Source organism: Natrinema salaciae (genome assembly GCF_900110865.1).
Classification (GTDB): Archaea; Halobacteriota; Halobacteria; order Halobacteriales; family Natrialbaceae; genus Natrinema; species Natrinema salaciae.
This window is the reverse complement of record NZ_FOFD01000004.1, coordinates 278,731-299,465: the sequence shown is the minus strand read 5'-3', so window position 1 is coordinate 299,465 and position 20,735 is coordinate 278,731. Positions and strand designations below refer to the sequence as shown.

The 20,735-nt window shown below is 67.8% G+C and carries 23 protein-coding genes; 14 read left to right on the top strand and 9 right to left on the bottom strand.

The genetic code is table 11. From position 1 onward, the window contains the following. Positions 1–101: 101 nt before the first annotated feature. On the top strand, positions 102–272 hold the full coding sequence (locus BMX07_RS24560; protein WP_175480168.1) for a hypothetical protein: 171 nt from the start codon (positions 102–104) through the stop codon (positions 270–272). A 28-nt stretch (positions 273–300) separates the two neighbouring features. On the opposite strand, the gene BMX07_RS14930 is transcribed toward BMX07_RS24560, so the two are convergent. Next, positions 301–717, bottom strand: coding sequence for a DUF5778 family protein (locus BMX07_RS14930; RefSeq protein WP_090618925.1), 417 nt, complete (start codon positions 715–717; stop codon positions 301–303). Between the two features lie 176 nt (positions 718–893). Between BMX07_RS14930 and uppS the strand changes: the two genes are divergently transcribed. Further along, complete coding sequence (uppS, locus tag BMX07_RS14925; RefSeq protein WP_090618922.1) at positions 894–1,826, top strand: polyprenyl diphosphate synthase; 933 nt, start codon at positions 894–896, stop codon at positions 1,824–1,826. Between the two features lie 80 nt (positions 1,827–1,906). Further along, positions 1,907–2,281, top strand: coding sequence for a DUF7344 domain-containing protein (locus BMX07_RS14920; protein WP_090619928.1), 375 nt, complete (start codon positions 1,907–1,909; stop codon positions 2,279–2,281). Positions 2,282–2,290: 9 nt separating this feature from the next. Here BMX07_RS14920 and BMX07_RS14915 read toward each other — a convergent pair whose 3' ends face one another. After that, positions 2,291–2,896, bottom strand: a complete 606-nt coding sequence (locus tag BMX07_RS14915) for an undecaprenyl diphosphate synthase family protein (protein ID WP_090619926.1) — start codon at positions 2,894–2,896, stop codon at positions 2,291–2,293. A 156-nt stretch (positions 2,897–3,052) separates the two neighbouring features. Here BMX07_RS14915 and BMX07_RS14910 point away from each other — a divergent pair, with 156 nt between their 5' ends. After that, a complete protein-coding gene (locus tag BMX07_RS14910; RefSeq protein WP_090618919.1) occupies positions 3,053–4,378 on the top strand; it encodes a DUF92 domain-containing protein in 1,326 nt (441 codons plus the stop codon). A gap of 113 nt (positions 4,379–4,491) precedes the next feature. Next, entirely contained in the window at positions 4,492–5,496 is a 1,005-nt protein-coding gene (locus tag BMX07_RS14905) for a hypothetical protein (RefSeq protein WP_090618916.1), read from the top strand. Here the strand turns inward: BMX07_RS14905 and BMX07_RS14900 are convergent. Both BMX07_RS14900 and BMX07_RS14895 read right to left on the bottom strand, forming a co-directional pair. Beyond that, the gene (locus BMX07_RS14900; RefSeq protein WP_090618914.1) at positions 5,454–5,636 is read right to left on the bottom strand and encodes a hypothetical protein; all 183 of its coding nucleotides are present in this window, start codon (positions 5,634–5,636) and stop codon (positions 5,454–5,456) included. The genes BMX07_RS14905 and BMX07_RS14900 overlap by 43 nt on opposite strands. An 88-nt stretch (positions 5,637–5,724) precedes the next feature. Beyond that, on the bottom strand, positions 5,725–6,090 hold the full coding sequence (locus tag BMX07_RS14895) for a winged helix-turn-helix transcriptional regulator (protein ID WP_090618912.1): 366 nt from the start codon (positions 6,088–6,090) through the stop codon (positions 5,725–5,727). Between the two features lie 154 nt (positions 6,091–6,244). On the opposite strand from BMX07_RS14895, the gene BMX07_RS14890 reads away from it, so the two are divergent. Beyond that, positions 6,245–6,652, top strand: a complete 408-nt coding sequence (locus BMX07_RS14890) for a DoxX family protein (RefSeq protein WP_090618910.1) — start codon at positions 6,245–6,247, stop codon at positions 6,650–6,652. Positions 6,653–6,759: 107 nt separating this feature from the next. Here the strand turns inward: BMX07_RS14890 and dnaG are convergent, their stop codons facing one another. Continuing rightward, positions 6,760–8,247: a DNA primase DnaG gene (gene dnaG / locus BMX07_RS14885; protein WP_090618907.1), complete on the bottom strand. Its 1,488-nt coding sequence runs from the start codon at positions 8,245–8,247 to the stop codon at positions 6,760–6,762. A gap of 310 nt (positions 8,248–8,557) precedes the next feature. Further along, positions 8,558–9,382 carry an ArsR/SmtB family transcription factor gene (locus tag BMX07_RS14880; protein ID WP_090618904.1) on the bottom strand — a complete coding sequence of 275 codons (825 nt, stop codon included), beginning with the start codon at positions 9,380–9,382 and terminating at the stop codon, positions 8,558–8,560. Between the two features lie 178 nt (positions 9,383–9,560). On the opposite strand from BMX07_RS14880, the gene BMX07_RS14875 reads away from it, so the two are divergent. From BMX07_RS14875 to BMX07_RS14850, 6 genes are all read left to right on the top strand, one after another. After that, a complete protein-coding gene (locus BMX07_RS14875; protein ID WP_090618901.1) occupies positions 9,561–9,848 on the top strand; it encodes a DUF3311 domain-containing protein in 288 nt (95 codons plus the stop codon). Beyond that, complete coding sequence (locus BMX07_RS14870; protein ID WP_090618899.1) at positions 9,845–11,320, top strand: sodium:solute symporter family protein; 1,476 nt, start codon at positions 9,845–9,847, stop codon at positions 11,318–11,320. Before BMX07_RS14875 ends, BMX07_RS14870 begins: the two co-directional genes overlap by 4 nt. 60 nt (positions 11,321–11,380) lie before the next feature. Continuing rightward, positions 11,381–12,046, top strand: coding sequence for a DUF6517 family protein (locus tag BMX07_RS14865; RefSeq protein ID WP_090618896.1), 666 nt, complete (start codon positions 11,381–11,383; stop codon positions 12,044–12,046). 147 nt (positions 12,047–12,193) lie between these two features. Further along, positions 12,194–14,767 (top strand): bacterio-opsin activator domain-containing protein, encoded by a 2,574-nt coding sequence (locus BMX07_RS14860; protein ID WP_090618893.1) that lies wholly within the window; start codon positions 12,194–12,196, stop codon positions 14,765–14,767. A 92-nt stretch (positions 14,768–14,859) separates the two neighbouring features. After that, complete coding sequence (locus BMX07_RS14855; RefSeq protein ID WP_090618890.1) at positions 14,860–15,087, top strand: DUF7860 family protein; 228 nt, start codon at positions 14,860–14,862, stop codon at positions 15,085–15,087. Positions 15,088–15,144: 57 nt separating this feature from the next. Continuing rightward, complete coding sequence (locus tag BMX07_RS14850; protein WP_090618887.1) at positions 15,145–16,047, top strand: HFX_2341 family transcriptional regulator; 903 nt, start codon at positions 15,145–15,147, stop codon at positions 16,045–16,047. A gap of 21 nt (positions 16,048–16,068) precedes the next feature. Here BMX07_RS14850 and BMX07_RS14845 read toward each other — a convergent pair whose 3' ends face one another. Then, positions 16,069–18,687 (bottom strand): efflux RND transporter permease subunit, encoded by a 2,619-nt coding sequence (locus BMX07_RS14845; RefSeq protein WP_090618884.1) that lies wholly within the window; start codon positions 18,685–18,687, stop codon positions 16,069–16,071. 93 nt (positions 18,688–18,780) lie between these two features. On the opposite strand from BMX07_RS14845, the gene BMX07_RS14840 reads away from it, so the two are divergent. Then, the gene (locus BMX07_RS14840) at positions 18,781–19,479 is read left to right on the top strand and encodes a DUF8102 family protein (protein WP_090618881.1); all 699 of its coding nucleotides are present in this window, start codon (positions 18,781–18,783) and stop codon (positions 19,477–19,479) included. Between the two features lie 69 nt (positions 19,480–19,548). Here the strand turns inward: BMX07_RS14840 and BMX07_RS24555 are convergent, their stop codons facing one another. Both BMX07_RS24555 and BMX07_RS14835 read right to left on the bottom strand, forming a co-directional pair. Further along, on the bottom strand, positions 19,549–19,689 hold the full coding sequence (locus BMX07_RS24555) for a hypothetical protein (protein ID WP_175480167.1): 141 nt from the start codon (positions 19,687–19,689) through the stop codon (positions 19,549–19,551). Beyond that, positions 19,686–20,075, bottom strand: coding sequence for a PadR family transcriptional regulator (locus BMX07_RS14835; protein WP_175480166.1), 390 nt, complete (start codon positions 20,073–20,075; stop codon positions 19,686–19,688). The genes BMX07_RS24555 and BMX07_RS14835 overlap by 4 nt, the downstream gene beginning before the upstream one ends. A gap of 324 nt (positions 20,076–20,399) precedes the next feature. On the opposite strand from BMX07_RS14835, the gene BMX07_RS14830 reads away from it, so the two are divergent. After that, positions 20,400–20,705: a helix-turn-helix domain-containing protein gene (locus BMX07_RS14830; protein WP_090618879.1), complete on the top strand. Its 306-nt coding sequence runs from the start codon at positions 20,400–20,402 to the stop codon at positions 20,703–20,705. The last annotated feature ends 30 nt before the right edge of the window (positions 20,706–20,735 follow it).

The window sequence follows — 20,735 nt, the reverse complement described above, 5'->3', positions numbered from 1 at the left end:
AAACTACCGGGATATAAACGTCCCGCACGACGACTGAATCGCCCGACACGACCAGTCTCGAGTCCGATTTTGCGACCGAGAGCAATCACGGAGGACCGCCGATGAGCGACGGCGACGAAGCGGGCGGCGAGGTTCAGCCGGCACCGGTCGACGACTGCCCGCGCTGCGGCGAGCCGGTGAGTTTCGCCGTCGTCACCGGCCCCCGGAGCGGCACCGTCGAACCCTGCGGCTGCGGCGTGCCGTCCGACTTACTCGAGCGGATCCGCGATTAAGCCTCGCTGTTTGCTCGAGTCCCGGCGGTTACTCCCCTTCGACGCCCGTCACGTCGAAGCCAAGGTCCTCGATGTCCTCGAGGATCGCCTCGTGGTCGGCGCTCGCCTCGTAGTAGATGACGATGTCGAAGCTCCCCTCGCGCAGCAGTTGCTGGCACTCCCAGACGAACGCCTCGTCCTCGAGCGTCAGTCCCTGGTGCTGGTTCGAGGAGAAGTCGGGGTCGTCGTTGCCCGAGTAGACGTAGCAGTCTTTCGGGTCGTACCCCGAGTGGTCGGCGATGACGTCGCCGACGTCGATCGTCGCCTGCATCATCTTGACGTCCTCTTGCCCGTCGTAGTCGGTGTGGACGATCGCTCCGTTGAGGGCGATGTCGCCGGGCTCGAGCAACGCCTTGGTCCGCTGGTAGAGATCCTCGTCGAGCGCGTCGGAGTTCGTGTTTGCCATTGTCCGGTTCGAGCGGGGCTGGACTGATAGCCGTCACGGTTCCGGCGGAGTGACCGTCCCGTCGTTCGACGGGTATTCACGTGAGGTGGCGGTCGAGGACGATGCGCGGCGTCTCATTCTCGATGACACCTCCTGACACACAAGACACATAGTCGTCGATGAGTTTTTTACGGGTAATGAAGCGGTGGCTCCGTCAGCGCGTCGATGCAGCCTACGAGCGGCTGCTCTCGCAGGAAATTTCCGGCGCACCGACCCACGTCGCGGTGATTCAGGACGGGAACCGACGGTACGCCCGACGGCAGGGCGGTGACGCTCACGAGGGCCACCGCGCGGGTGCCGAGACGACCGAACGCGTCCTCGAGTGGTGTCAGGACATCGGCGTCGAGGAGCTCACCCTGTACACGTTCTCGACGGAGAACTTCGAGCGACCGGCCGAGGAAAACGAGGCGCTGTTCGATCTCCTCTGTGAGAAGCTGCACGAATTCGCGGACGCCGACCGCGTCCACGAGAACGAGGTCTGCATCCGCGCGATCGGCGAAACGGAGATGCTCCCCGAGCGGGTTCAAAACGCCGTCGAGTACGCCGAACGCCGGACGTACGGCTACGATCAGTTCGTCCTCAACATCGCGCTCGCGTACGGCGGTCGCTCGCGACTGCTCGAGGCGGCCCGCGGGGTCGCCGAGAGCGTCGACGCGGGTGACCTCGACCACGAGGCGATCGACGTCGAGGACATCGAACGCCGGCTGTACGACCAGCCGGTCCGAGACGTCGATCTCATCATCCGGCCCGGCGGTGAAGAGCGCACGTCGAACTTCCTGCCCTGGCACGCGAACGGGAACGAGGCCGCCGTCTTCTTCTGTACGCCGTACTGGCCGGAGTTCTCGAAGGCCGATTTCCTCCGGGGGATCAGGACCTACGAACACCGCCAGGAGTCATGGCGGCGGACCCGCGCTCGTCGCGCGCTGGCCCTGCTCGGAGCCGTCAGCGAACCCGAACTCGCCGAAGCCCGCTCGATCGTCGACCGGTTCCGCGATTCGCTCCCCTCCTCCGAACAGCCCGAAGACGACGAGTTCGAACCGAGCGACTCGAGCGGCCGGGCTGCCGACTGACGACCCTGTGCCGTCCCGGTCGCCGAACGACCCCGCTCACCATAAGATCTTTATATATAATTATGGGAACACAACCCACGATGTCGGCACCGACTCCCGCCCCCGTCGTCGACGTCGAGCGGTTCGTGCGACTCACGGACGTCCCGCTCGACGAGGCGTACGCGCTCCTCGCGAATCCGCGAACGCGTCTCACGCTCCACGTCCTCTCGACGTGTGAACCACCGCTCTCGGTCGACAGCCTGACCGACGCCGTCGCCGGTCGGGACGATGCCGACGAACGCGATATCCGCGTCTCGCTGGCCCACGTCGTCCTGCCGAAACTCGAGACCCACGACGTCCTCGACTACGACCGCGACGCGGATACCGTCCGACTCGACCGGCCGGTCGTCGCCGTCGACGGTCCGATCGCGGAGCACAGCCCTCGAGCCGACGAGGACGGACAGCCGACCGCCTGACCCGGTCGCCTACCGACCGAACCGCCGCGATCGATTGCAGTACTCCAGAACCGCCCGCAGGAAATCCCGCTTGCGGAAGTCCCGCCAGTTCACGTCGGTGAAGTACAGTTCCGAGTAGACCGACTGCCAGATCATGAAATCCGAGAGCCGCTCCGCGCCGGTCTTGATCACCAGATCCGGCTCCGACGGGAAGACGAGGTGCTCCTCGACGTGCTCGTCGTCGATCTCGTCGGGCTCGAGGTCGCCCGCATCGACGCGCTCCGCCAGCGTCCGAACCGCGCTGGTGAACTCGTGTTTCCCGCCGAGGCCGATCCCGATCCGAATCGGTGCGTCGGCCCGGGTCTGGTCTCCCGGCCCGCGAACGGCGACCGGACGCGGCGCGTCGATCGTCTCGAGTTCGCGCTGCAGGGCCGGCACCGCCGCGGCGTCGAGGACGCTCACGTAGACGGTAATCTGCGTGGCGTATTCGACCGCCCACTCGAAGAAGTCGGTGAGCGTCTCGTAGGCACCCCGTTCCAGCAGGTCGCGTTCGGTGATCACGAGCGCGACGTGGTCGGGCGGGCCAGCCTCGTGGCGGCGGATCCGGAGGGCGAGATACCGTTCGTACAGTCCCACGCTCGGGACTTTCACGGCCGGCGGCATACGGGTTACGGGTCGAGTCGGACACCCTGTCATCTTCACTCACCGTACCACGCCGCTGAGGCCGGTGAAAACCGGCTCGAGCCGGGTTCACGAACCTTCAAGTGAACGCCACAGAAAGGGATCGATATCGTGACAGCACCCGTTCGGCGAGCCGGCGTGTTCGCGGTCCTCTGTACGCTCTCGCTCGCCGTTCCGCTCTTCGGTCCGCGGGTCGCGGCCGTGCTCGCCAGCGGCGTTTTGCTCGGCGCCTACGTCGTCACCGACGGCCCGCTGTTCGACCTGCTCGCGTATCCGGGCGATTACGAGGACTCCCGCCTCTACGGCCTCATTACGTTCGTCCTCGCGGGGGTCGCGCTCGGTCTCATGGCGACCGCGACGTCGATGCCAGTCGCCGTCTTCGTCGGGACGCTACTGCTCGTCGGCTACGGCAACCTCGGTGAGCAACTCGTCAGACTCCGAACGGAGCAGTCGGTCGTTCGTCTCGCCACCTTCTGTCTCGCGGGGATCGTAGCCGCCGTCGCGGGACAGGCCGCGGCGCATTCGTTCGGTGGGAATTCCGCCGCGTCGGCGATCCCGGTACTCGTCTTTCTGTCCGCCAGCGGGGCGCTTCTCGCCGCACTCCTTCGCGACATCCTCCTCCGCTCCGACGACCCAATCGTCGTTCTCTCCGTCGGCCTCCTGCTGTGGCTGCTCGCGGAACTCGAGCCGACCATCGGTGCCAGCGAGGTCGTCATCGCGCTCGCGGTCACGGCCGCCTTCGGATACGCGTCCTACGCCCTCGAGACGGCCTCGATCGCGGGGATGCTGACCGGCGTCCTGCTGGGGCTGCTGACGATCGTCCTCGGTGGCTACGGCTGGTTCGCCGTCCTCATCTCCTTTTTCGCCATCGGCGGCCTCTCGACGAAGTTCCGCTACGACCGCAAGCAGTCCCTCGGCGTCGCCGAGGACAACAACGGCGCGCGCGGGAGCGGGAACGTCCTCGGTAACGCCGCCGTCGCACTCGTCGCGGTGCTCGGCTACGCGGCCAGCGACGCCGGCTTCCTCCCTCGCGAACCCGAACTGTTCCTCTTCGCATTCGCCGGCTCCATCGCAACTGCGATGAGCGATACGCTCTCGAGCGAGATCGGCAGCGTCTTCGAACAGCCGCGGCTGATCACGACCCTCGAGCCGGTCGATCCCGGGACCGACGGCGGCGTCACGTGGCAGGGCGAACTCGCCGGTATCGCCGGCGCGACCGTCGTCGCCGGGCTCGCCTACGGGCTCTTCCCGGACGTCGAGGTCGTCGGTGCGGCGATCATCGTCGCCGCCGGCATCGCCGGCATGACCGTCGATAGCCTGCTCGGCGCGACGCTCGAGGGGACGCTCCTGGGCAACCAGGGCGTGAACTTCCTCGCGACGCTGTCGGGAGCGCTCGTCGCCGCGTTTCTCGTCCTGTCGTTCGCCCTCTTCGGCTGACCGCGGGCCGTCGCGTGCGTCCGCGAACGAACCGCCCTCGATTCGTCGCCACCGCTTTCTGACTCGGAAAACGCCGGTCCCGCTTTTTATTCGACCGTTCGAAACACTGATCTATGACTTCGAGACGATCCCTCGTTCGAACGATCGGAACCGCCGTCGCCGGAACTGCCACGCTCGTCGGTCGCTCGCTCGCGTCGACCGCTCGATCGGGTCGGACCGCGACGGGGCGATCCGACGGCACCGCGTCGGCACCGACGACGCTGACCGTCAGCGCGGACCGATCGGCAGTTCGCGCCGCCGGCGTCCCATCGCGTCTCGCGCCGGTCGTCGACGCGCTCGAGAACCGGATCGATGCCGTTTCGCTCGCGGACGTCGACGGGCTGGCCGGGACCGCCGGCGTCGACGGGTCCCGTCTCGTCGACGGAACGGTCGTCGTGACCGGCTCGTTCGACGGCCGTGCGCTCCGCCGTGAACTCCGCCAGCGGGAGTTTACGGCCGTCGGGACGAGCGGGGGTCTCGCGCGGTTCGTCTCCGGCGACGGGCGCGTTGCGGTCGGAGCCGCCCGGTCGGTACTCGTCCTCGGCTACGGACCCGGAACCGGACTCGAGCGCGTCGACGCCGCCCGTCCGACTCGCCACGCCGTCGCGGCGACCGCTCGGCGGTCGTCGCCCGCCCTCGGTCACCTCGATCGGGTACTCGGCGGAAACGCGGTCGTGACGGCCGACCTCGGCGCGGCGGGTCGATCCGGATCGTCTCCCATCGCGGGGGAGGTGCCGGCTCCATTCGCGGAGTTCGTCGGCGCTGCCGACGCGGCCGGAGCGGCGGCGACGGTTCGGCCGGGACGCGACCGGGTCGGTTTGCGGTGCGCGCTCGTCGCCGAGCCGAATCGGCTCTCGGTCGATCGGGTCCGGGCCGCGATCGATGACGTCGACACCGGTCCCGACAGCGTTCGGGTCGACTCCCTCGAGCGCGTCGGGCGGACGATCGTCGTGGACGGGGACGCGCCGCTCGAGCGGCTGTTTCGCGCCAGCGAGGAGGCGATAGCCGGTTCGTCCACCGGGGGCGAGCGGGGCCGTCAGTCGTCCGCCGGGAACGCGCGATCCGACGAGTCGTGCTGATCGGATCGGTCTTCCGGAGTCGGGCTCTCGAACCGGTCGTCGGTCCGCGACTGCGGCGGGACGACGGTGGTCGTCGCCCAGAGGGTCACGAGCACCCAGACACCGAGCAACGCGACGGCGGCCGTTGGCGGTGGTGCCATGCGAGGCGCTCGGGACTGGCGGTATATCAACGACTCGGACCGGACCGACCGTTGGCAACGAACTCGGCCCACGCGAGGAGAGGTGCGGTCAGCCACACGACGACCCTCGGAGGTAGTCCCGTCCCCACGTATCCATGGCGTCGATCACGGGTTCCAGCGCGGCTCCCTGTTCGGTCAGGGAGTACTCGACGCGAACCGGCTTCTCGTTGACGATCTCCCGATCGACGAGCCCGTTCGCCGTTAATTCCTCCAGACTGCTCGAGAGCACCGTACTGGAGATCGCGTCGATCTCCGCGCCGAGTGCGTTGAATCCGAGCGGTCCTCGCTCGAGCAGTCGGTGAACGATAACCGGATGCCACTTCTTCCCGATGAGATGGGCCGTACACGTGACCGTACACCAGTCGTCGTCGGCACACCACGACGCGACGCATCGTTCTTCGGTAGTGTCGCACATCGTTCCTCTCGTCGAGCGTGTGGGCGGAAACTAGTAAAACGTGACCACGTCGGAACAGCGATCCTGATACGCGATCCGAAGTCGGTTACCAAACGATACTCACTCAGCGCCGCCTTCGCGTACACTTATTCCGGCTCCGGTCCACCGACGGCCTATGGATACCGCCCGTCTCGAGACCGTCCGGTCGATCGGCCAGCGGACACCCGAATGGATTCCCCTGCTCGTTCGCCTCGTTCTCGTCGCGCTCGTCGCGAAACCGGCAGCGAGCAAGTTCGTCACGTACGACAGTTCGGTCGCCTTCTTCGACGCGTACGGGGTGCCCGCCCCCGCGGCGACGGTCATCGTCGCGGGACTCGTCGAAGTGGCGGCGGTGCTGTCGCTGCTCTCGGGGATCGGCGTACGAATCGCGGCGCTGGCACTCCTTCCCGTGATGATCGTCGCGATCCTCTACGTCGGACCGGACTGGAAGAACCTCGCCGTCGTCCTCGGATCGGTGACGATTCTGCTCGTCGCGACGGGACCGAACTCGCCCCGGCAGATCGCTGCGCGAATCGTCGGGTAGTCGGTCCTCGCTCGTCGTCCGTCGTGCGGTCGACGCCGCCGGTCGCCGACGCGGCCGTCCTCGCCGAGGGGAATCGTGGTTTCGGCGTCCCGAACGGCGGACGCCGCTTAGGCCTCGTCCGGCGACCGCTCGGCGATCTCGTCGATCGCGTGGACTCGAACGTCCGTGGGCCGCTTGGTGAACTGCCCGAGCGAGCGCGCGACGATCCGGTCGACGCCGCGGTCGGCAGCCAGATCGAGCAGCCGCTGGCTGAGAATCTCGTCGAGCACGACCGTCGTCGGCACCGTCTCGAGCGACTCGAGTTCGCCGTAGGCGTCGCTGGCGTCGGTCTCGTCGATCGGCTCGGCGTCGGCGTCGAGAAAGCGAACGCGGTCGGTTTCCGCCCGGATGACGGCGTCGGCGTGGGTGTAGACGGTTTCCGGACTGCGGTCCGCGTCGGCCGCGGCCTCGGCCTCGGCCTGCGGGCGCACGTCAGCGCCGTCGCGCGCGGCCGTCTTCAACTCGTCCTCGTCGGCTGCCCGGGACGACTCCGCCTGGACCGCCGTCGGAGTCGCGTCCGTTCGTTCGGTTTTCGCCTTCGCCGTCGACCGGGCGGCCGGTCCGTCGTCGACCTCGGTCCCCGTCTCGACGCTCGAGTCGCCGGTCTGCTCCGACGGGTCGTCCGGTCCGTCGTCGGGCTGTGGCGGTTCCTCGTCGATGGTCTTCGGCGACGCGGCCCTGGGTTCGGACGGCGGCGGTGCGGGCGACGAACTGCCGTCCGTCGCGGCGACCGCCTCCCGCGGTTCGTTCAGCTCCGAGACGGTCTCGTAGGGGACCTTGTTCCGGAGGGCGGCGAACAGCTCGTGGTGGTCGAGGTCCTCGACGGAGCTGTCCGACGGGGCGAACGCGACGTAATCGATGTCGCCGACCTGTGCGAGCTCCTCGAGGATGAGGTCGCCGCCACGGTCGCCGTCGAGGAAGGCCGTGACCGTGCGGTGGCGGGTCAGCTCGGCGACCGCGTCGGGGACGTTCGTCCCCTCCACCGCGATCGCGTTTTTGATGCCGTACTTCAGTAGCGTGAGCACGTCGGACCGGCCCTCGACCACGATGATGGCGTCGCTGTCCGTGACGCGGGGTCCGGCGGGGAGTCCCTCGTACTCGGTGATGTCCTCGACGCGGACGTGCTGGCGCACCTCCGCGAGGATCTCTTCGGAGGACATGATCGTGTCGTCGAAGCCCGTCCGGAGCAGTTCGGTCGCGCGGTCGACGACTTCCTTTCGCTTCGCCGCCCGGACGTCCTCGATTTCGCATACTTCGAGATCGGCCCGACAGGGACCGACCCGGGTAATCGTCTCGAGGGAGGCGGCGAGAGTGGCGGTTTCGACTTTGTCGAGGCTGGTCGCGATCGTTACCTGGCCGTGTGACTTGCCCTGTGTACTCGCGATTTCGACGTCGATACGGCCGACTTTGCCGGACTGGCGGAGGTCGCGGAGGTCGAGGTCGTCGCCGAGCAGGCCTTCGGTCTGGCCGAAGATCGCGCCGACGACGTCGCTCCGCTCGACGATCCCGTCAGCCGTAACGTCAGCGTGGATGAGGTATTTCGATGTGTCTTCCATTGGAGATCTGTCCCCGCGAGGGGCGCGGTGACGCGGGAGTCGCGTACAGAGACCGATTTATATACGAATTCGTTCGTGGGGGGCAAATAGCTGTTGACCGCCGCGTGTGTCGGCCGTGCTCGGTTCCGCAGTCGCGTGGCTCCGACGACGATTCAGTGGCCCCGGTTTCACCGCGCACAAAACGAGCTATACAGTGCTTAACCCGGGCGCGCGGGACGAGACGCTCGTCGACCGGTTCCGTGCTATGGGTCTCAGGGTCGTTCTCCGATACCACCGCTGGTTCTGGAGTCGGGGGGACCGCCGTTCGCGATCAGTACGTCGGCCGATACCAGTACCAGTAGATCGTGATCGCGAGCAGGACGACCAGCCCGCCGAGGAAGAAGAGCAGACCCGGCGGGACCGTCCCGAACACCGTCTCGATCGCTTCCGTGCCCCCGTCCGTCGCGTTCTGGAGCGTCTCGTTGTCGCCATCGAACACCGGATCCATTCCCCCCGCATCGCCGTCGCCGGCACCGTCCGCCGAACTCTGGTCGTACGCGTCGACATCGGCGGATTCGGTGCCGTCGTTCCCGTCCGCCGCCCCGGAACTCGAGTCCTCGCTCGCTGGGTTCTCGCTTTCCCGGTACGTCTCGTCGCCGCCGTCCGCTCCCGTCGGCTGCGCTCCGCCGTTCGCCGTCGATCCCGTTCCGGTCGGCGCGAGCCACTGCGTCATCGCGTGCTGGACCAGCAGACTGCCGCCTGCCAGCACGCCGATACCGCCGATCAACCGGGACAGCGCCTCCTTCAACTGCGTCGCCCGCGACTCGTTGCTCGTCACGATCAGCGGCCCGTCGGTCGTCGCGTAGACGCTCATCTCGTTGCCCCGCGAGGAGTACCACGTGTCGACTACCTCGACGAGCCCCGCGTTCTCGAGTTTCTCCAGGTGGTACCGGACGTTCTGGATCGAGGAGTCGATCGCCTCGGCGACGTCGCTCGGGGTTCCGGGTTCGTCGTCGAGCCGCGAATAGATCTCCCGTGCGGTCGTCGATGAGAGTGCGCCGAACACGGCGTCGGCGTCCTCTCCCTCGAGGTCGACGACGCGGGGTTGGCCCTCTTCGGTCGCCGTGTCGGAGCGAAAGGGGAACAGACGGGCCATATGGGGTTTCGATTCCTATTCTTTGTCAGACACATATACTCTTTTTCCTCGGTAAAAGAGCGATTTCAGCTACCAAAATCGCGGGACGCGACCGGCTCCTCCCTTATCGATGAATAATTCTCTTCGATATCGGTTTTCGAATAGTAAGAACTACCCATGTCGGGCCGGACCGTCACACATGGGACGGAACGAACTCGGGCGCTGGATCGCAGTCGGGATCGTCCTCGCCGGACTGGCGATTCCGTGGTTCCTGTGGGGCTCGTCGGCCGTCGTCGCCGGATTGCCGCTCTGGCTCTGGTGGCACATCGGCTGGATGGCTCTCGCGTCCGTCGTTTTCTGGCAGTTCTCCGAACGCGCGTGGGGGATCGGTATCGAGACGGCGGCGACCGCCGACGGCACGCACGAGGACGGTCCAGGCCGTCCGGACCGAACGCGAGACACCCGATCCGGGGGGAAGTCGCCATGAGCGTCGCGCTCCAGCTCGGCATCATCGTCGGCTACCTCCTGATCGCGCTGGCGGTCGGACTGGTCGCCTACCGAATGACCGACCGCACCGCCGAGGACTTCTACCTCGCGAGCCGAACGCTCGGGACGGTCGTCCTGCTGTTTACGACCTTCGCGACGCTGCTCTCGGCGTTTACCTTCTTCGCCGGGCCGAACGTCGCCTACGCACGGGGCCCCGAGTGGGTGTTGGTCATGGGGCTGATGGACGGCATCATCTTCGCCATCCTCTGGTACGTGATCGGCTACAAACAGTGGCTGCTCGGCCGGCAGTACGGCTACGTCACGCTCGGCGAGATGCTCGGCGACCGCTTCGGCTCGCGGTGGCTCCGCGGGTTCGTCGCCGGCGTCAGCCTCCTGTGGCTCTTTCCCTACGTCATGCTCCAGCAGGTCGGTGCCGGCACTGCGCTCGAGGCGCTGACCGACGGCGCGGTCAGCTACGCCGCCGGGGCCGGGCTGATCACCGCGTTCATGATCCTCTACGTGGTCGTCGCCGGGATGCGCGGAGTCGCCTGGACCGATACCCTGCAGGGTGCCTTCATGCTCGTCACCACCTGGGTCGCGCTGCTGTGGGTGCTCGCGGCCGTCGGCGGCCCCGGGGCGGCGACCGCGGCGCTCGCGTCGAACCCGGAGACAGCCGACTTCCTCTCGCTGGGTAGCGGGTACTACACACCCCAGTGGATGCTCTCGACGGCGGTCGTGATCGGGTTCGGCGTCGCGATGTTTCCGCAGGTCAATCAGCGCTTTTTCGCCGCGGGATCGCGAACCGTCCTCAAGCGGTCGTTCGCCCTGTGGCCGATCCTCTGTGTCCTGCTGTTCGTCCCCTCGTTCATGCTCGGCGCGTGGGCGCGGGGTCTCGAGGTGGCGGTTCCCGAGGGCGCAAACGTCCTGCCACTGGTCCTCGCGGCGTACACGCCGACCTGGTTCGCCGCGCTCGTCATCGCCGGCGCGATGGCCGCGATGATGTCCTCCTCGGATTCGATGCTGCTGTCGGGCTCGTCGTACTTCACGCGGGATCTCTATCGACCGTTTATCCAGCGGGACCTATCCGACCGCCGAGAGGGCCTGTTGGCTCGCGGCGGCGTCGTGTTCTTCGCGAGCGCGGCGTTCGTCGCCAGCCTGCAGCAGCCGGCGACGCTGTTCGAACTCGGCGAAGCGGCCTTCAGCGGCTTCGCCCAGCTCGCGCTGCCGGTCCTGCTCGCGCTCTACTGGCGGCGGATTACGCGGGCCGGCATCACCGCCGGCGTGGTGGTGAGCCAGCTCTTCTACGTCTCGAGCCTCTTTCTGCCCGCCGTTCCGGGATCGTACGCGGGCTGGTCGGCCGGCCTCGTCGGCATGGGGCTCGGACTCGTCGTCACCGTCGTCGTCTCCCTGCTGACCTCGCCGGCGGCCGCCGAGCGGCGAGCGATCTACTTCGACGGCCTCGGTGCGGACTGATCGCCGACCGACCGCCGCGAACCGCCACGCTGAACGGCTCCGGTCGCGTACGCGCCGACGATGGCTATCGACCTGCCGCCCGCGGTCGTCGACGATTGGCGTCGCCTCGATCGCCGCACCGACGAACGGACCCTCTCGCTGGCGACTGTCACCGCCGAGACGACGATCTTCGAACACCGTCCGACCGCCGAGGCCCTCGAGCGGCTCCGCGCGGACGGCGACATTCCGGCGCGGTCGCTGTTCACCGTCGCTCTCGATATCAGTCCGTCGCTCTCCGCGATCGGGCTCTCGCCCGCCGACGCGCTCGAGATGGCCGCCCCGAAGGCCCGTGAGGGATTCGTCGAGACGGTCGAAGACGACGGGATCGCCGTCGGCGAGAAACGCGCGAGCGAATACATCGACCGACCCGACGGCTCCGTCGGTCATCTCACCGTGTTCGAGGTCGCGTATCCGACCGACTCGGGAACGGCGACCGGCGCTGCGAGCGCCGACGGCGGTGACGACGTCGAGGACGCGGCGATCGACGCCGAAGCCCACGTCGCCGTCTGGCCCGCCGCCGACGCGTACGTGCTGGCCGGCGGACTCCTCCCGCTCGAGACCCCCGATTCCGACCTGCTCGCGGCCGCGCTCGACGTCGATCCGGCGCGCGACCGCGAGGCGATCGTGGACGTGTTCCGGGGGCTGGAACTCGAGTCTGGGACCGACGACGAGGCCGATTCGGAGTGAGTACGGACCGGCGCTCGGAGACGGGAGCGGGCGACGCTGTCCGGCCGTTCACCAGTCGGAACTGTCGACCGTACCCGTAGATCCCCGAGCGCGTCGAAATCACGTATTACCGGTATACTTATCGCAGGCGGTTTCCGGGAGTGTGACATGGAACAACACTGGCCAGGGTTCGCGACCGGCCCGGGCGCAGCTACCGACGGGGGGACCGACTGCGCACGACCGATCTCGACGGCTGGTGACGGGGCGTACGAACTCGATTCGGAGTGCCGGTTCGTCGCCGTCGACGACGACTTCGTCGCGCTGACCGGCACCGAGCGCGACGCGTTGCTCGGGGCGGAGCTCTCGGCGGTGGTCGACGGCGAGACGACCGGATGCGTCGAGCCGATGGTTCGAACGCTCCTGGCCGCCGACAGCGAACCCCCTGACGCCGAACCCGCTAACGGCGAACCCACCGCGACCGATGCCGAGTCGGGGACTGCGACGGCACCGCCGGCCGGGACGACGATCGAAATCGACCTCCCGCTCCTGTCGGCTGACGGTGAGACGGTATCGTCTACGCACCGACTGCGACGGCTCGACGATCCGAACCGGCCAAACCGGATCGCTGGAATCGTCCGATCGCGCACCCCTTCGTCGACCGCCGTCGCTCCCGTTCCCGACGGCGAGTCGGACGGTGAGCCGCCGCCCGACCGCGACGGCGTGGAATCGAGACGGGACCGAAAACGAGCGCGGGAACGCGGACAATCGAGCGGCGAACTTCCGCCCCTGCGCGAGCTGCTGGGTCACCGCTCCGGCGGGTTCTACACGCTCGACGCCGACCTGACGTATACGTTCGTGAACGAGCGGGCCGCCGAACTGTTGGGGTTCGATTCCGATCGATCCCGCTCCGACCGCGACGGCGGAGACGGCTCGAGCGCCGTTCAGGGGACGGACCCGACGCCGTCCCCACCCGCGTCTCCGTTCGACGCGGCCCACGAGCGGGCACTGGCGCGCCAGCGCCCGCTCACCGTCGAGGAGTATCACGAGCCGACGTCGTCGTGGCTCGAGGCACGGCTGACCCCGACCGAGAGCGGGCTCGCGGTCCGCGTTCACGATATCACCGGTCGGAAAGCGTACGAGGAGAGACTCGAGGCCGAGAACGGGCTGCTTCGAGCGATCTTCGAGGACGCACACGACGCGATTCTCGTCGGCGACGAGGAGTCCATCACTGCCGCGAACTCGGCTGCCGGCGAGCTGCTCGGCCTCGACCGGTCGGCGCTGTACGGCCGTTCGCTCAGGGAGTTTCTCCGCGACGACCGCGACAGCTCCTCGGCGTGGGAGGCGTTCGTCGAGACGGGGCAGCTTCGCGACTCGTTCTCGGTGGTTCGTCCGGACGGAACGGAGCGCGTCGTCGAGTACGACGCCGTCGCGAACGTGCGTCCCGGAACCCACCTCTCGATCCTCAGAGACGTCACCGAACGGGACAGACGGGAGCGCGAACTCGAGCGCCAGCGCGAACGGCTGGCCGCGCTCGAGGGAGTGACCGGCGTCGTTCGCGAGATTACCGACGCCGTCGTCGAGGGGTCGACTCGCCACGAACTCGAGCGGACCGCCTGCGAATCGCTCGTCGACGTTCCCGGCTGCGAGTTCGCGTTCGTCGCCGAAGTCGACACGTCGACCGGGTCGATCCGAAACCGCGTCGAGGCCGGTGTCGACGGCTACGTCGACACGATACCGCTCTCGACGGACCCGGACGATCCCGCTGGCCGTGGCCCGCTCGGCCGCGCGATTCGGACCCAGTCGATGCAGGTCTCGACCGACGTCTTCGACGATCCCGATTTCGAGCCGTGGCGCGACGACGCTCGGGAACGCGGCTACCGATCCGCCGCCGCGATTCCGATCGTCCACGAGGGAACGCTGTACGGCGTGATCGGGCTGACGAGCGGGCACACGGCCGCCTTCGACGGCGACAAGCGCGAGATCATCGCCCAGATCGGCGACATTCTGGGCCACGCGATCGCCTCCCACGACCGCAAGCGGGCGCTCGTCAGCGACGATCTGATCGAACTCGAGTACGAGATACGGAACGCCTTCGAACTGTTCGGCGTCACCGACGGCACCGACGAGCGGATCAGTTTCGATCGGGTGATCCGCGTCGACGACGACCAGTACCTCGAGTACGGGACGACGTCCGCCGCGGCGTTTCCGGCGTTCGAGCGATTCGTCGAGCGGGTCTCTCACTGGGACGAGGTGACGGTACTCGACGACGTCGACGGCGAGGTGTCGTTCGAACTCCGCATTACGTCGCCACCGATGTTCTCGGTCGTCGCCGACCACGGCGGCTACGTGGACCAGGCCGTTCTCGAGGACGGCGATTACGCGATGGTCGTCCACCTTCCGAAGCGGACGGACGTTCGCGCCGTCACCGCCGCGATTCAGGAGGTCTATCCCGCCGCGGAAAACGTGGCGAGGCGACAGGTGACGCCGATCACCGAGTCCATCGATCGGATTCAGGATCACCTCTCGGACGTGTTGACCGACCGCCAGCGGACGGTCCTCGAGACGGCCTACTACGCCGGGTTCTTCGAATGGCCGCGGACGAGCACCGGCGAAGATATCGCCGAGCGGCTGAACATCAGTCCCGCGACGTTCCACGAACACTTCCGGACGGCCCAGCGGAAGCTCGTCGCGGCGGTGATCGACAGACCCAGATCCACCCTGCGGGACGTACCCGACGACTGACCGGCGACACGAGCCGTCGACGCCGGTTCGGCCCTCGGAACGCGCCGCGGCGGTTTCGAAATCGGTAACAGGGTCGCCGTAGCAGAGCCGGTATGGCACGCTACAGCGGTCACGACTATCCGAAGCTGGCAAAGACGGGATTTTTCGTCGGACTCGCGCTGTTCGTCGTTGGAACGGGAAGCGAACTGGTCGGCAACGCGACGATGGGGTCGCTCCCCCAGTGGGAGCACACGCTGTTCTTCGCGATGGCGATCATCGGTCTGCTCGTCGGGTTCTTCTCGCCGTTCGTGTTCGGGATCGCGCTCCCGCTCACGGAGTAACGCGGCCGACGATTCGGATTCGAGGGGTTTTGTAACGGCCCCGCCTAACTATCGGGCATGCAAACCCACATCGTCCCGGTCGGCTTCGACTACGACCGGCTGATCGCGCCGCTCGTGCGCGATCAGATCGACGTCGACAGCGTCATCCTGCTCGAGGGGGCCGTCGGCAGCGAGGCCAACGTCGAGTACTCCCGGCACCTCTCGAAGAAACTCGAGACCGATTTCAGGAACTTGCTGGGGGCGAGCACTGAGCGGTTTGTCCTCGAGGACGTCTACGACTACGACGAAGCCTTCGAGCAGGCCTACGAGCTCATCACCGCGGAGCTCGACCGGGGTAACGAGGTCTGGGTGAACGTCGCCGCGATGCCTCGAACCGTGAGCTTCGCCTTCGCCAACGCCGCCCACTCCCTGATGGTCGAGCGGCAGGAGGACCGCGAGGGGATCCACACGTACTACACCGCGCCGGAGAAGTACCTCGAGACCGAACTCGCCGAGGAACTGCGCGAACAGATCGCCCTGCTCGAGGAGCTCCGGGCCGACGGCGACGGGCTCGAGGCCGACCGAATCGCCGGCCGCCTCGAGAGCGCCCGCGACCTGTTAGCCGAGTTCGACGAGCGCGGAACGACCATCGGCGCGAAGGAGATCGACGGGAAGCACATCGTCGAGTTGCCGGTCGCTTCCTTCTCGAACGTCAAGCCCTTCGAGGAGCTCATCCTCTACAAGCTCGGCGAGGACGGCGAGTTCGACTCCGTCTCGGAACTGGCGGAGTCGCTGGCCTGCGAGTTGAACGAGGAGTACACCGACAGTTTCCGGTCGAAGGTCATCTACAACGTCGACCGGCTTGGCCCCGGCGGCAAGGGGTACATCGAGCGCGAGGAACACGGAAAGTCCTACCGAACGCGGCTCTCCCGCATCGGCGAACTGTGGGTACGGGCCCACTCGGACGACGGCTCGCGGTAGCGGTCGGGTTCCCGCGCTCGGTCACGACGCGCCAGCGAGCAGCCGTTCCCGGAGCACGAGCAGACAGGGCAGGACGGTGAGACAGGCGACGAACGCGAAGACGATGCTCAGCCCCGTCACCAGGCCGAACCGCTGGAGCGGCGGCGACAGCGCCAGCGCGAGGACGCCGAAGCCGGCCGCCGTCGTCGCCGCGCTGCCGAGCAGCGCCCCGCCGGTTCCGGTGATCGTCGCCGCGAGCGCGTCGTCGAGCGACTCTCGCTCGTCGCGTTCCGCGACGAACCGCTCTCCCACGTGGATACTGTAGTCCACGCCCAGCCCGATCGCGAGACTGGTGATGACGGCCGTTTCGCTGTTGAACGGCAGATCCAGCACAGCCATCGTCCCCAGTAGCCACGCGAGCGCGGCCACGACGGGCGCGAGCGTGACCGCACCGAGCGAGAGCGTCCCGTGGCGGACCCAGTACAGCAGCGTCAGGAAGCCGAAGATCACCACCAGCGTGACCGCGAACGCCTGGACGAGCGTCTCGAGCAGGGCGTCCTGTATCACCGCCGTCGTGACGGGACCGCCGGTCGCGACCGCCGTGACGGGACCGTTCGCGTCGATCTCGGCCGCCAGCGCTCGCGTGTCGTCCGCGACCGTCTGCGCCGCGGCGTCGCCCTGAACGCTCACGAGGAGCCGCGCGGACTCGTACGCGCCGTCGTCCGTCCGATAGAGCACGTCACTCGCGCGGTCCGGGTCGACGTCGAACAGCACGTCGTAGAAGCCGGCGACGTCCTCGTCCGGGAGCCCGTCACCGTCCGTGTCTCGCGCCTCGAGGGCGGCGGCGACGGTCTCGTTCTCGGCCGCGAGCTCGCGGATGACCGACGGCGGCCCCTCGATCGCGGCCTCGCCGTTCGACCTGACGACGATCGTGCCGTCGTCGTCGACCGCAGCGCTCGCGTCGTCGACGGCCGTGAGCGCGTCGGGATCGGTCACGTTCTCGCGTATCAGGACCTGCGTCCGACTTCCCTCGCCGCGCTCGGCGAAGTTCTCGCCGAGGTAGGCGGCGTCGTCGCTGATCGTGTACGTGTCGGGTGCGAGCGGGCCGGGCAAGGATTTGGCCCACGCCGGCGCGTCCTCGGGGAGGAAGTCCGCCTGATTGAACTCCGTGTCGATGCCGGTCGCGCCGTAGGCCCCGCCGACGGCGAGGAGGAAAGCGACGAGGACGATCGCGATCGGTGCCCGCCGGACCGCCCCGACCATCCTCGACAGGCCGCGATTGACGAGTCCCGCTCCCGTTCCGAACGGCGGCAGCGCCCGGTCGCGACCGAATCGGCGCTCGAGGAGGTCGTCGAGTTCGACCTTGAGCGCCGGCACGAGGACCGCGAAGGCGACGAACGTCGCCAGGATTCCGCCGGCGCTCAGCACGGCGAAGTCCCGAATCGCCGGGAGCGGGCTGACGACGTTCGAGAGGAACCCGACGGCCGTCGAGACCGTCGCCGCCCCGAGCGCGAGCACGACGCCCGCGAGTCCGAGACGCATCCCGCCCCGCGGTCCTCGCGACCCGCCGTCGGCGTATTCGGTCGCGCGTTTCGCCTCGTCCTCGACCGATCCCGCTTCCTCGTCCGGTCCCGCCCTCGCCTCGCGGTAGCGCATCACGACGTGCAGCGAGTAGTCGATCCCCAGCCCGATCAGGAGAAACGGGACGGCGATGAGGAGCTGGCTCGTCGGAATCTCGAGCCAGCCGAGGATCCCCGCGAGCCAGGCCATCACGACCGCGATACCGACGAGTCCGAGGAGCACGTCGACGACGTCGCGGTAGGTGACGCCGAGGACGACGAGCACGAGCACGAGTGCGACCGGCGTGATGATCGCGAAGCTGTCGCCGACCGCGTTGGCCGACGCCTCGTCCGTGACTCCCTGGCCGAAGACGAACGCGTCGTCGAACCGCTCGTCGACGCGGTCCGCGATCTCGACCTGGGCGTCGTACGCGGCCTGTGGCTCGTCGTCCGGCCCGCTCTCGTCGGCCTGAAAGAGGAACGTGATGCGCGCGTCGGCATCCGTCGAGCCCCGCTCGTAGTCGGTGGGGAGGAACTCGTACGGGTCCGCCGTCTCTCCCCCGCCGCGCTGTCCGGCCCGTCGGTCGCCGTTCGCGTCCGGATCGAGCACGTCCGCGAGCAGGGCCTCGACTTCCGCGTCCGAGCGGGACTCGAGGGCCGCGATCCCCTCGTCGAGGGTCGGCTCGCCGGCCGGCCGGCCGTCGGCCGCCCGGTCTTCGTAGACGGCCGCCGTCGCGACGACGTTCTCGAGGCCGACGAATCCCCGATCCTCGAGCGTCGCGTTCAGCGCGTCGTCCTCGCGGATCTCGCGTTGCAAGTAGAGCGACTTGAGCAGCGAGTCGCGCGTGAGCACGTCGCCGCCCTCGTCGCGGACGACCACCTGCGACACGACCGCGTCGTCCGTCCCGTACGTGGCCTCGATCTCCTCGAGCGCCTCGGTCTCCGCGGAGTCGGTCTCGAACTGGCCGATTTCGCCGTCTTCGGGCTCGCCGATCGCCGCGCCCGCGGCGACGACGCCGGTCAGCAGCAGGACGAGGACGACGACGAGTCGGCTGTGCGAGACGATCGCGTCCGCGTACTTCGCTGCCAGCGAGCCGCTCATCCGTCACTCACTCTCGATCACTGTCCGATCATCGGATCGGGGTCTTCATAGCGTTTCGGATGGAAACCGGTGTCGTATAATCCATTTCCGATTATGAACACGGACACCGACCGCGAACGCGGCGTGCTCAGCCCCGCCGACCGCGCCTACCTGCTCGGCGAGCGCGAGATGAGTCACGAGCAGTCGAAACGGAACGCGGAGGCGCGGATCCGCCGCCGAATCCGCGCCGGCGTGCTCGACTTCGACCTGCTCTTGCACACCCTCCCCGAGAAGGACCGACGGCAGCTCTTCGGACGAACGGCGACCGACGAGGCGTTCCTCGACGGACTCCGGGCGATGATCGCGTTCACCTATCTGGGCCTCGAGAGCCACGGCGTCGACTTCGAGGAGGTCCTCGAGCCGGCCGTCCGGAGCTCCGAGGAGTACCTCGCGGCCACCGACGAGAACGCGACCGTCGCCGTGGACATCACCTTCGACGTCGAGACGACCGTCGGATCGTCGCTCTCGGAGACTGTCTCGCGGCTCGAGGCCGGCGATCCGGTCACCCCGCGGGAGCTGTTCTCCCTCGTCATGCAGGGCGAGTTCGACCCGACCGCGCTGGATCGCATTCCGCTCGTCAGGTCGGACGAAGCGAATCCGGGGGACGAGTTCCTCGAGCGGCTGGCGACGTATCTCGAGGGCGAACTGACCCACGTGACCGACTCGAGAGCGGTGATTCGGCTCGCGGCGTCCGACGACGAGGGAGCGACCGCCGAGCGAACCGATTCCGACGGCGGCGGTGACGAGGCCTGAGGACGAATCGGCGGCCCGACGACGAGTCGGCGGTCGGCGACCGCTCGAGCGGCGTGCGAGTCCGCCGCATTACGTCACCACCGTCCCGTCGTCGGTGATCGCGAGTTCGCAGTCGTCGCACAGCCACCACCCGATCAGCGGATCGCGTTCGCCGATGGTCGTCCCGCACTCGGGACACCGCTCGGGCTCCTCGTCTCGAGCCGCCGTCATGTGCGTTCGCGTTCGCCCTCCCGGTCTCGAGCGGCCGGGGCGTCGTCGGTGGTGCCGCTCGCGGGCAGTTCCAGTCCACAGGCGTCCGCGAGGCGGTCGACGCGTCGGGACAGGAGGGCGCGGCCGTCGTCGGTGAGCGGGTACTCGTATCTGAGAGCCTCGAGTCGCCGCTTCTCGAGGAGGCCGTGATCTACGAGCACGTGCAGCGTCGGATCGAGTCGGGCGCGGGTGACGCTGCGAGGCGACCGCTCGAAGGCCCGCAGGATTCCGCGCTCGTCACAGGGGTCGTCGTCGCGCTCGCGGCGGGCGACGACCTCGAGACAGTCGCGCTGGAAGGCGCTGAGATCGACCCACGACGCGGCGGATCGGTCGTCCGGCGCTGTCACGCCGGTGCACCTCCCGTCGTATCGCGGCCGCTTGCTCGAGCGGCGTGGGACTGGCGATCCCCGGAGCTATTTGTCGGCGATTCCTCTTGCCGTGCGTGGGGTGTCCGCCCCACGGAACGTCCGAGATTCATCCTGGATCACGGAGCCACGTTCCGGGCAGCGTCACAGCGCCGCCCGTTCTCACTCGCCGACGAGGGTCGTCTACGTCCGAATCCGCGGCTCCACGTGAAACCCAAATGCCCTGTAATTGCATAAATGTGATGGCGTGTCTGTGGGGCATTATACGCGGCAAATAGGGTATCAAACGGTGTACAGGGGACCCGAATGCGAAAATCAGGGAGTTGGATGACGATCTGGGACGATCGAATTCTCGAGTACATCCGGAAGGAGGACTCCGGGTCGCCGAAGCAACTCGCGGAGAGCGGCTACGTTCGGGTTTCGAAGTCCCACGTCTCCCGCCGACTCCGGACACTCGCGGAGCACGGGTTACTCACGCATCTCGGAAACGGCGTCTACGTGATCACCGAGCGAGGAGAAGCGTATCTCGACGGTGAACTCGACACGGGCGAAGCCGGTTCGGACGCGTCTCTCGAGGCCGACAGCGGAAACGGAGACGGGAACGAGGGGTGAATCCGGCCGCCGCTCTGGCGGGTCTCGGAC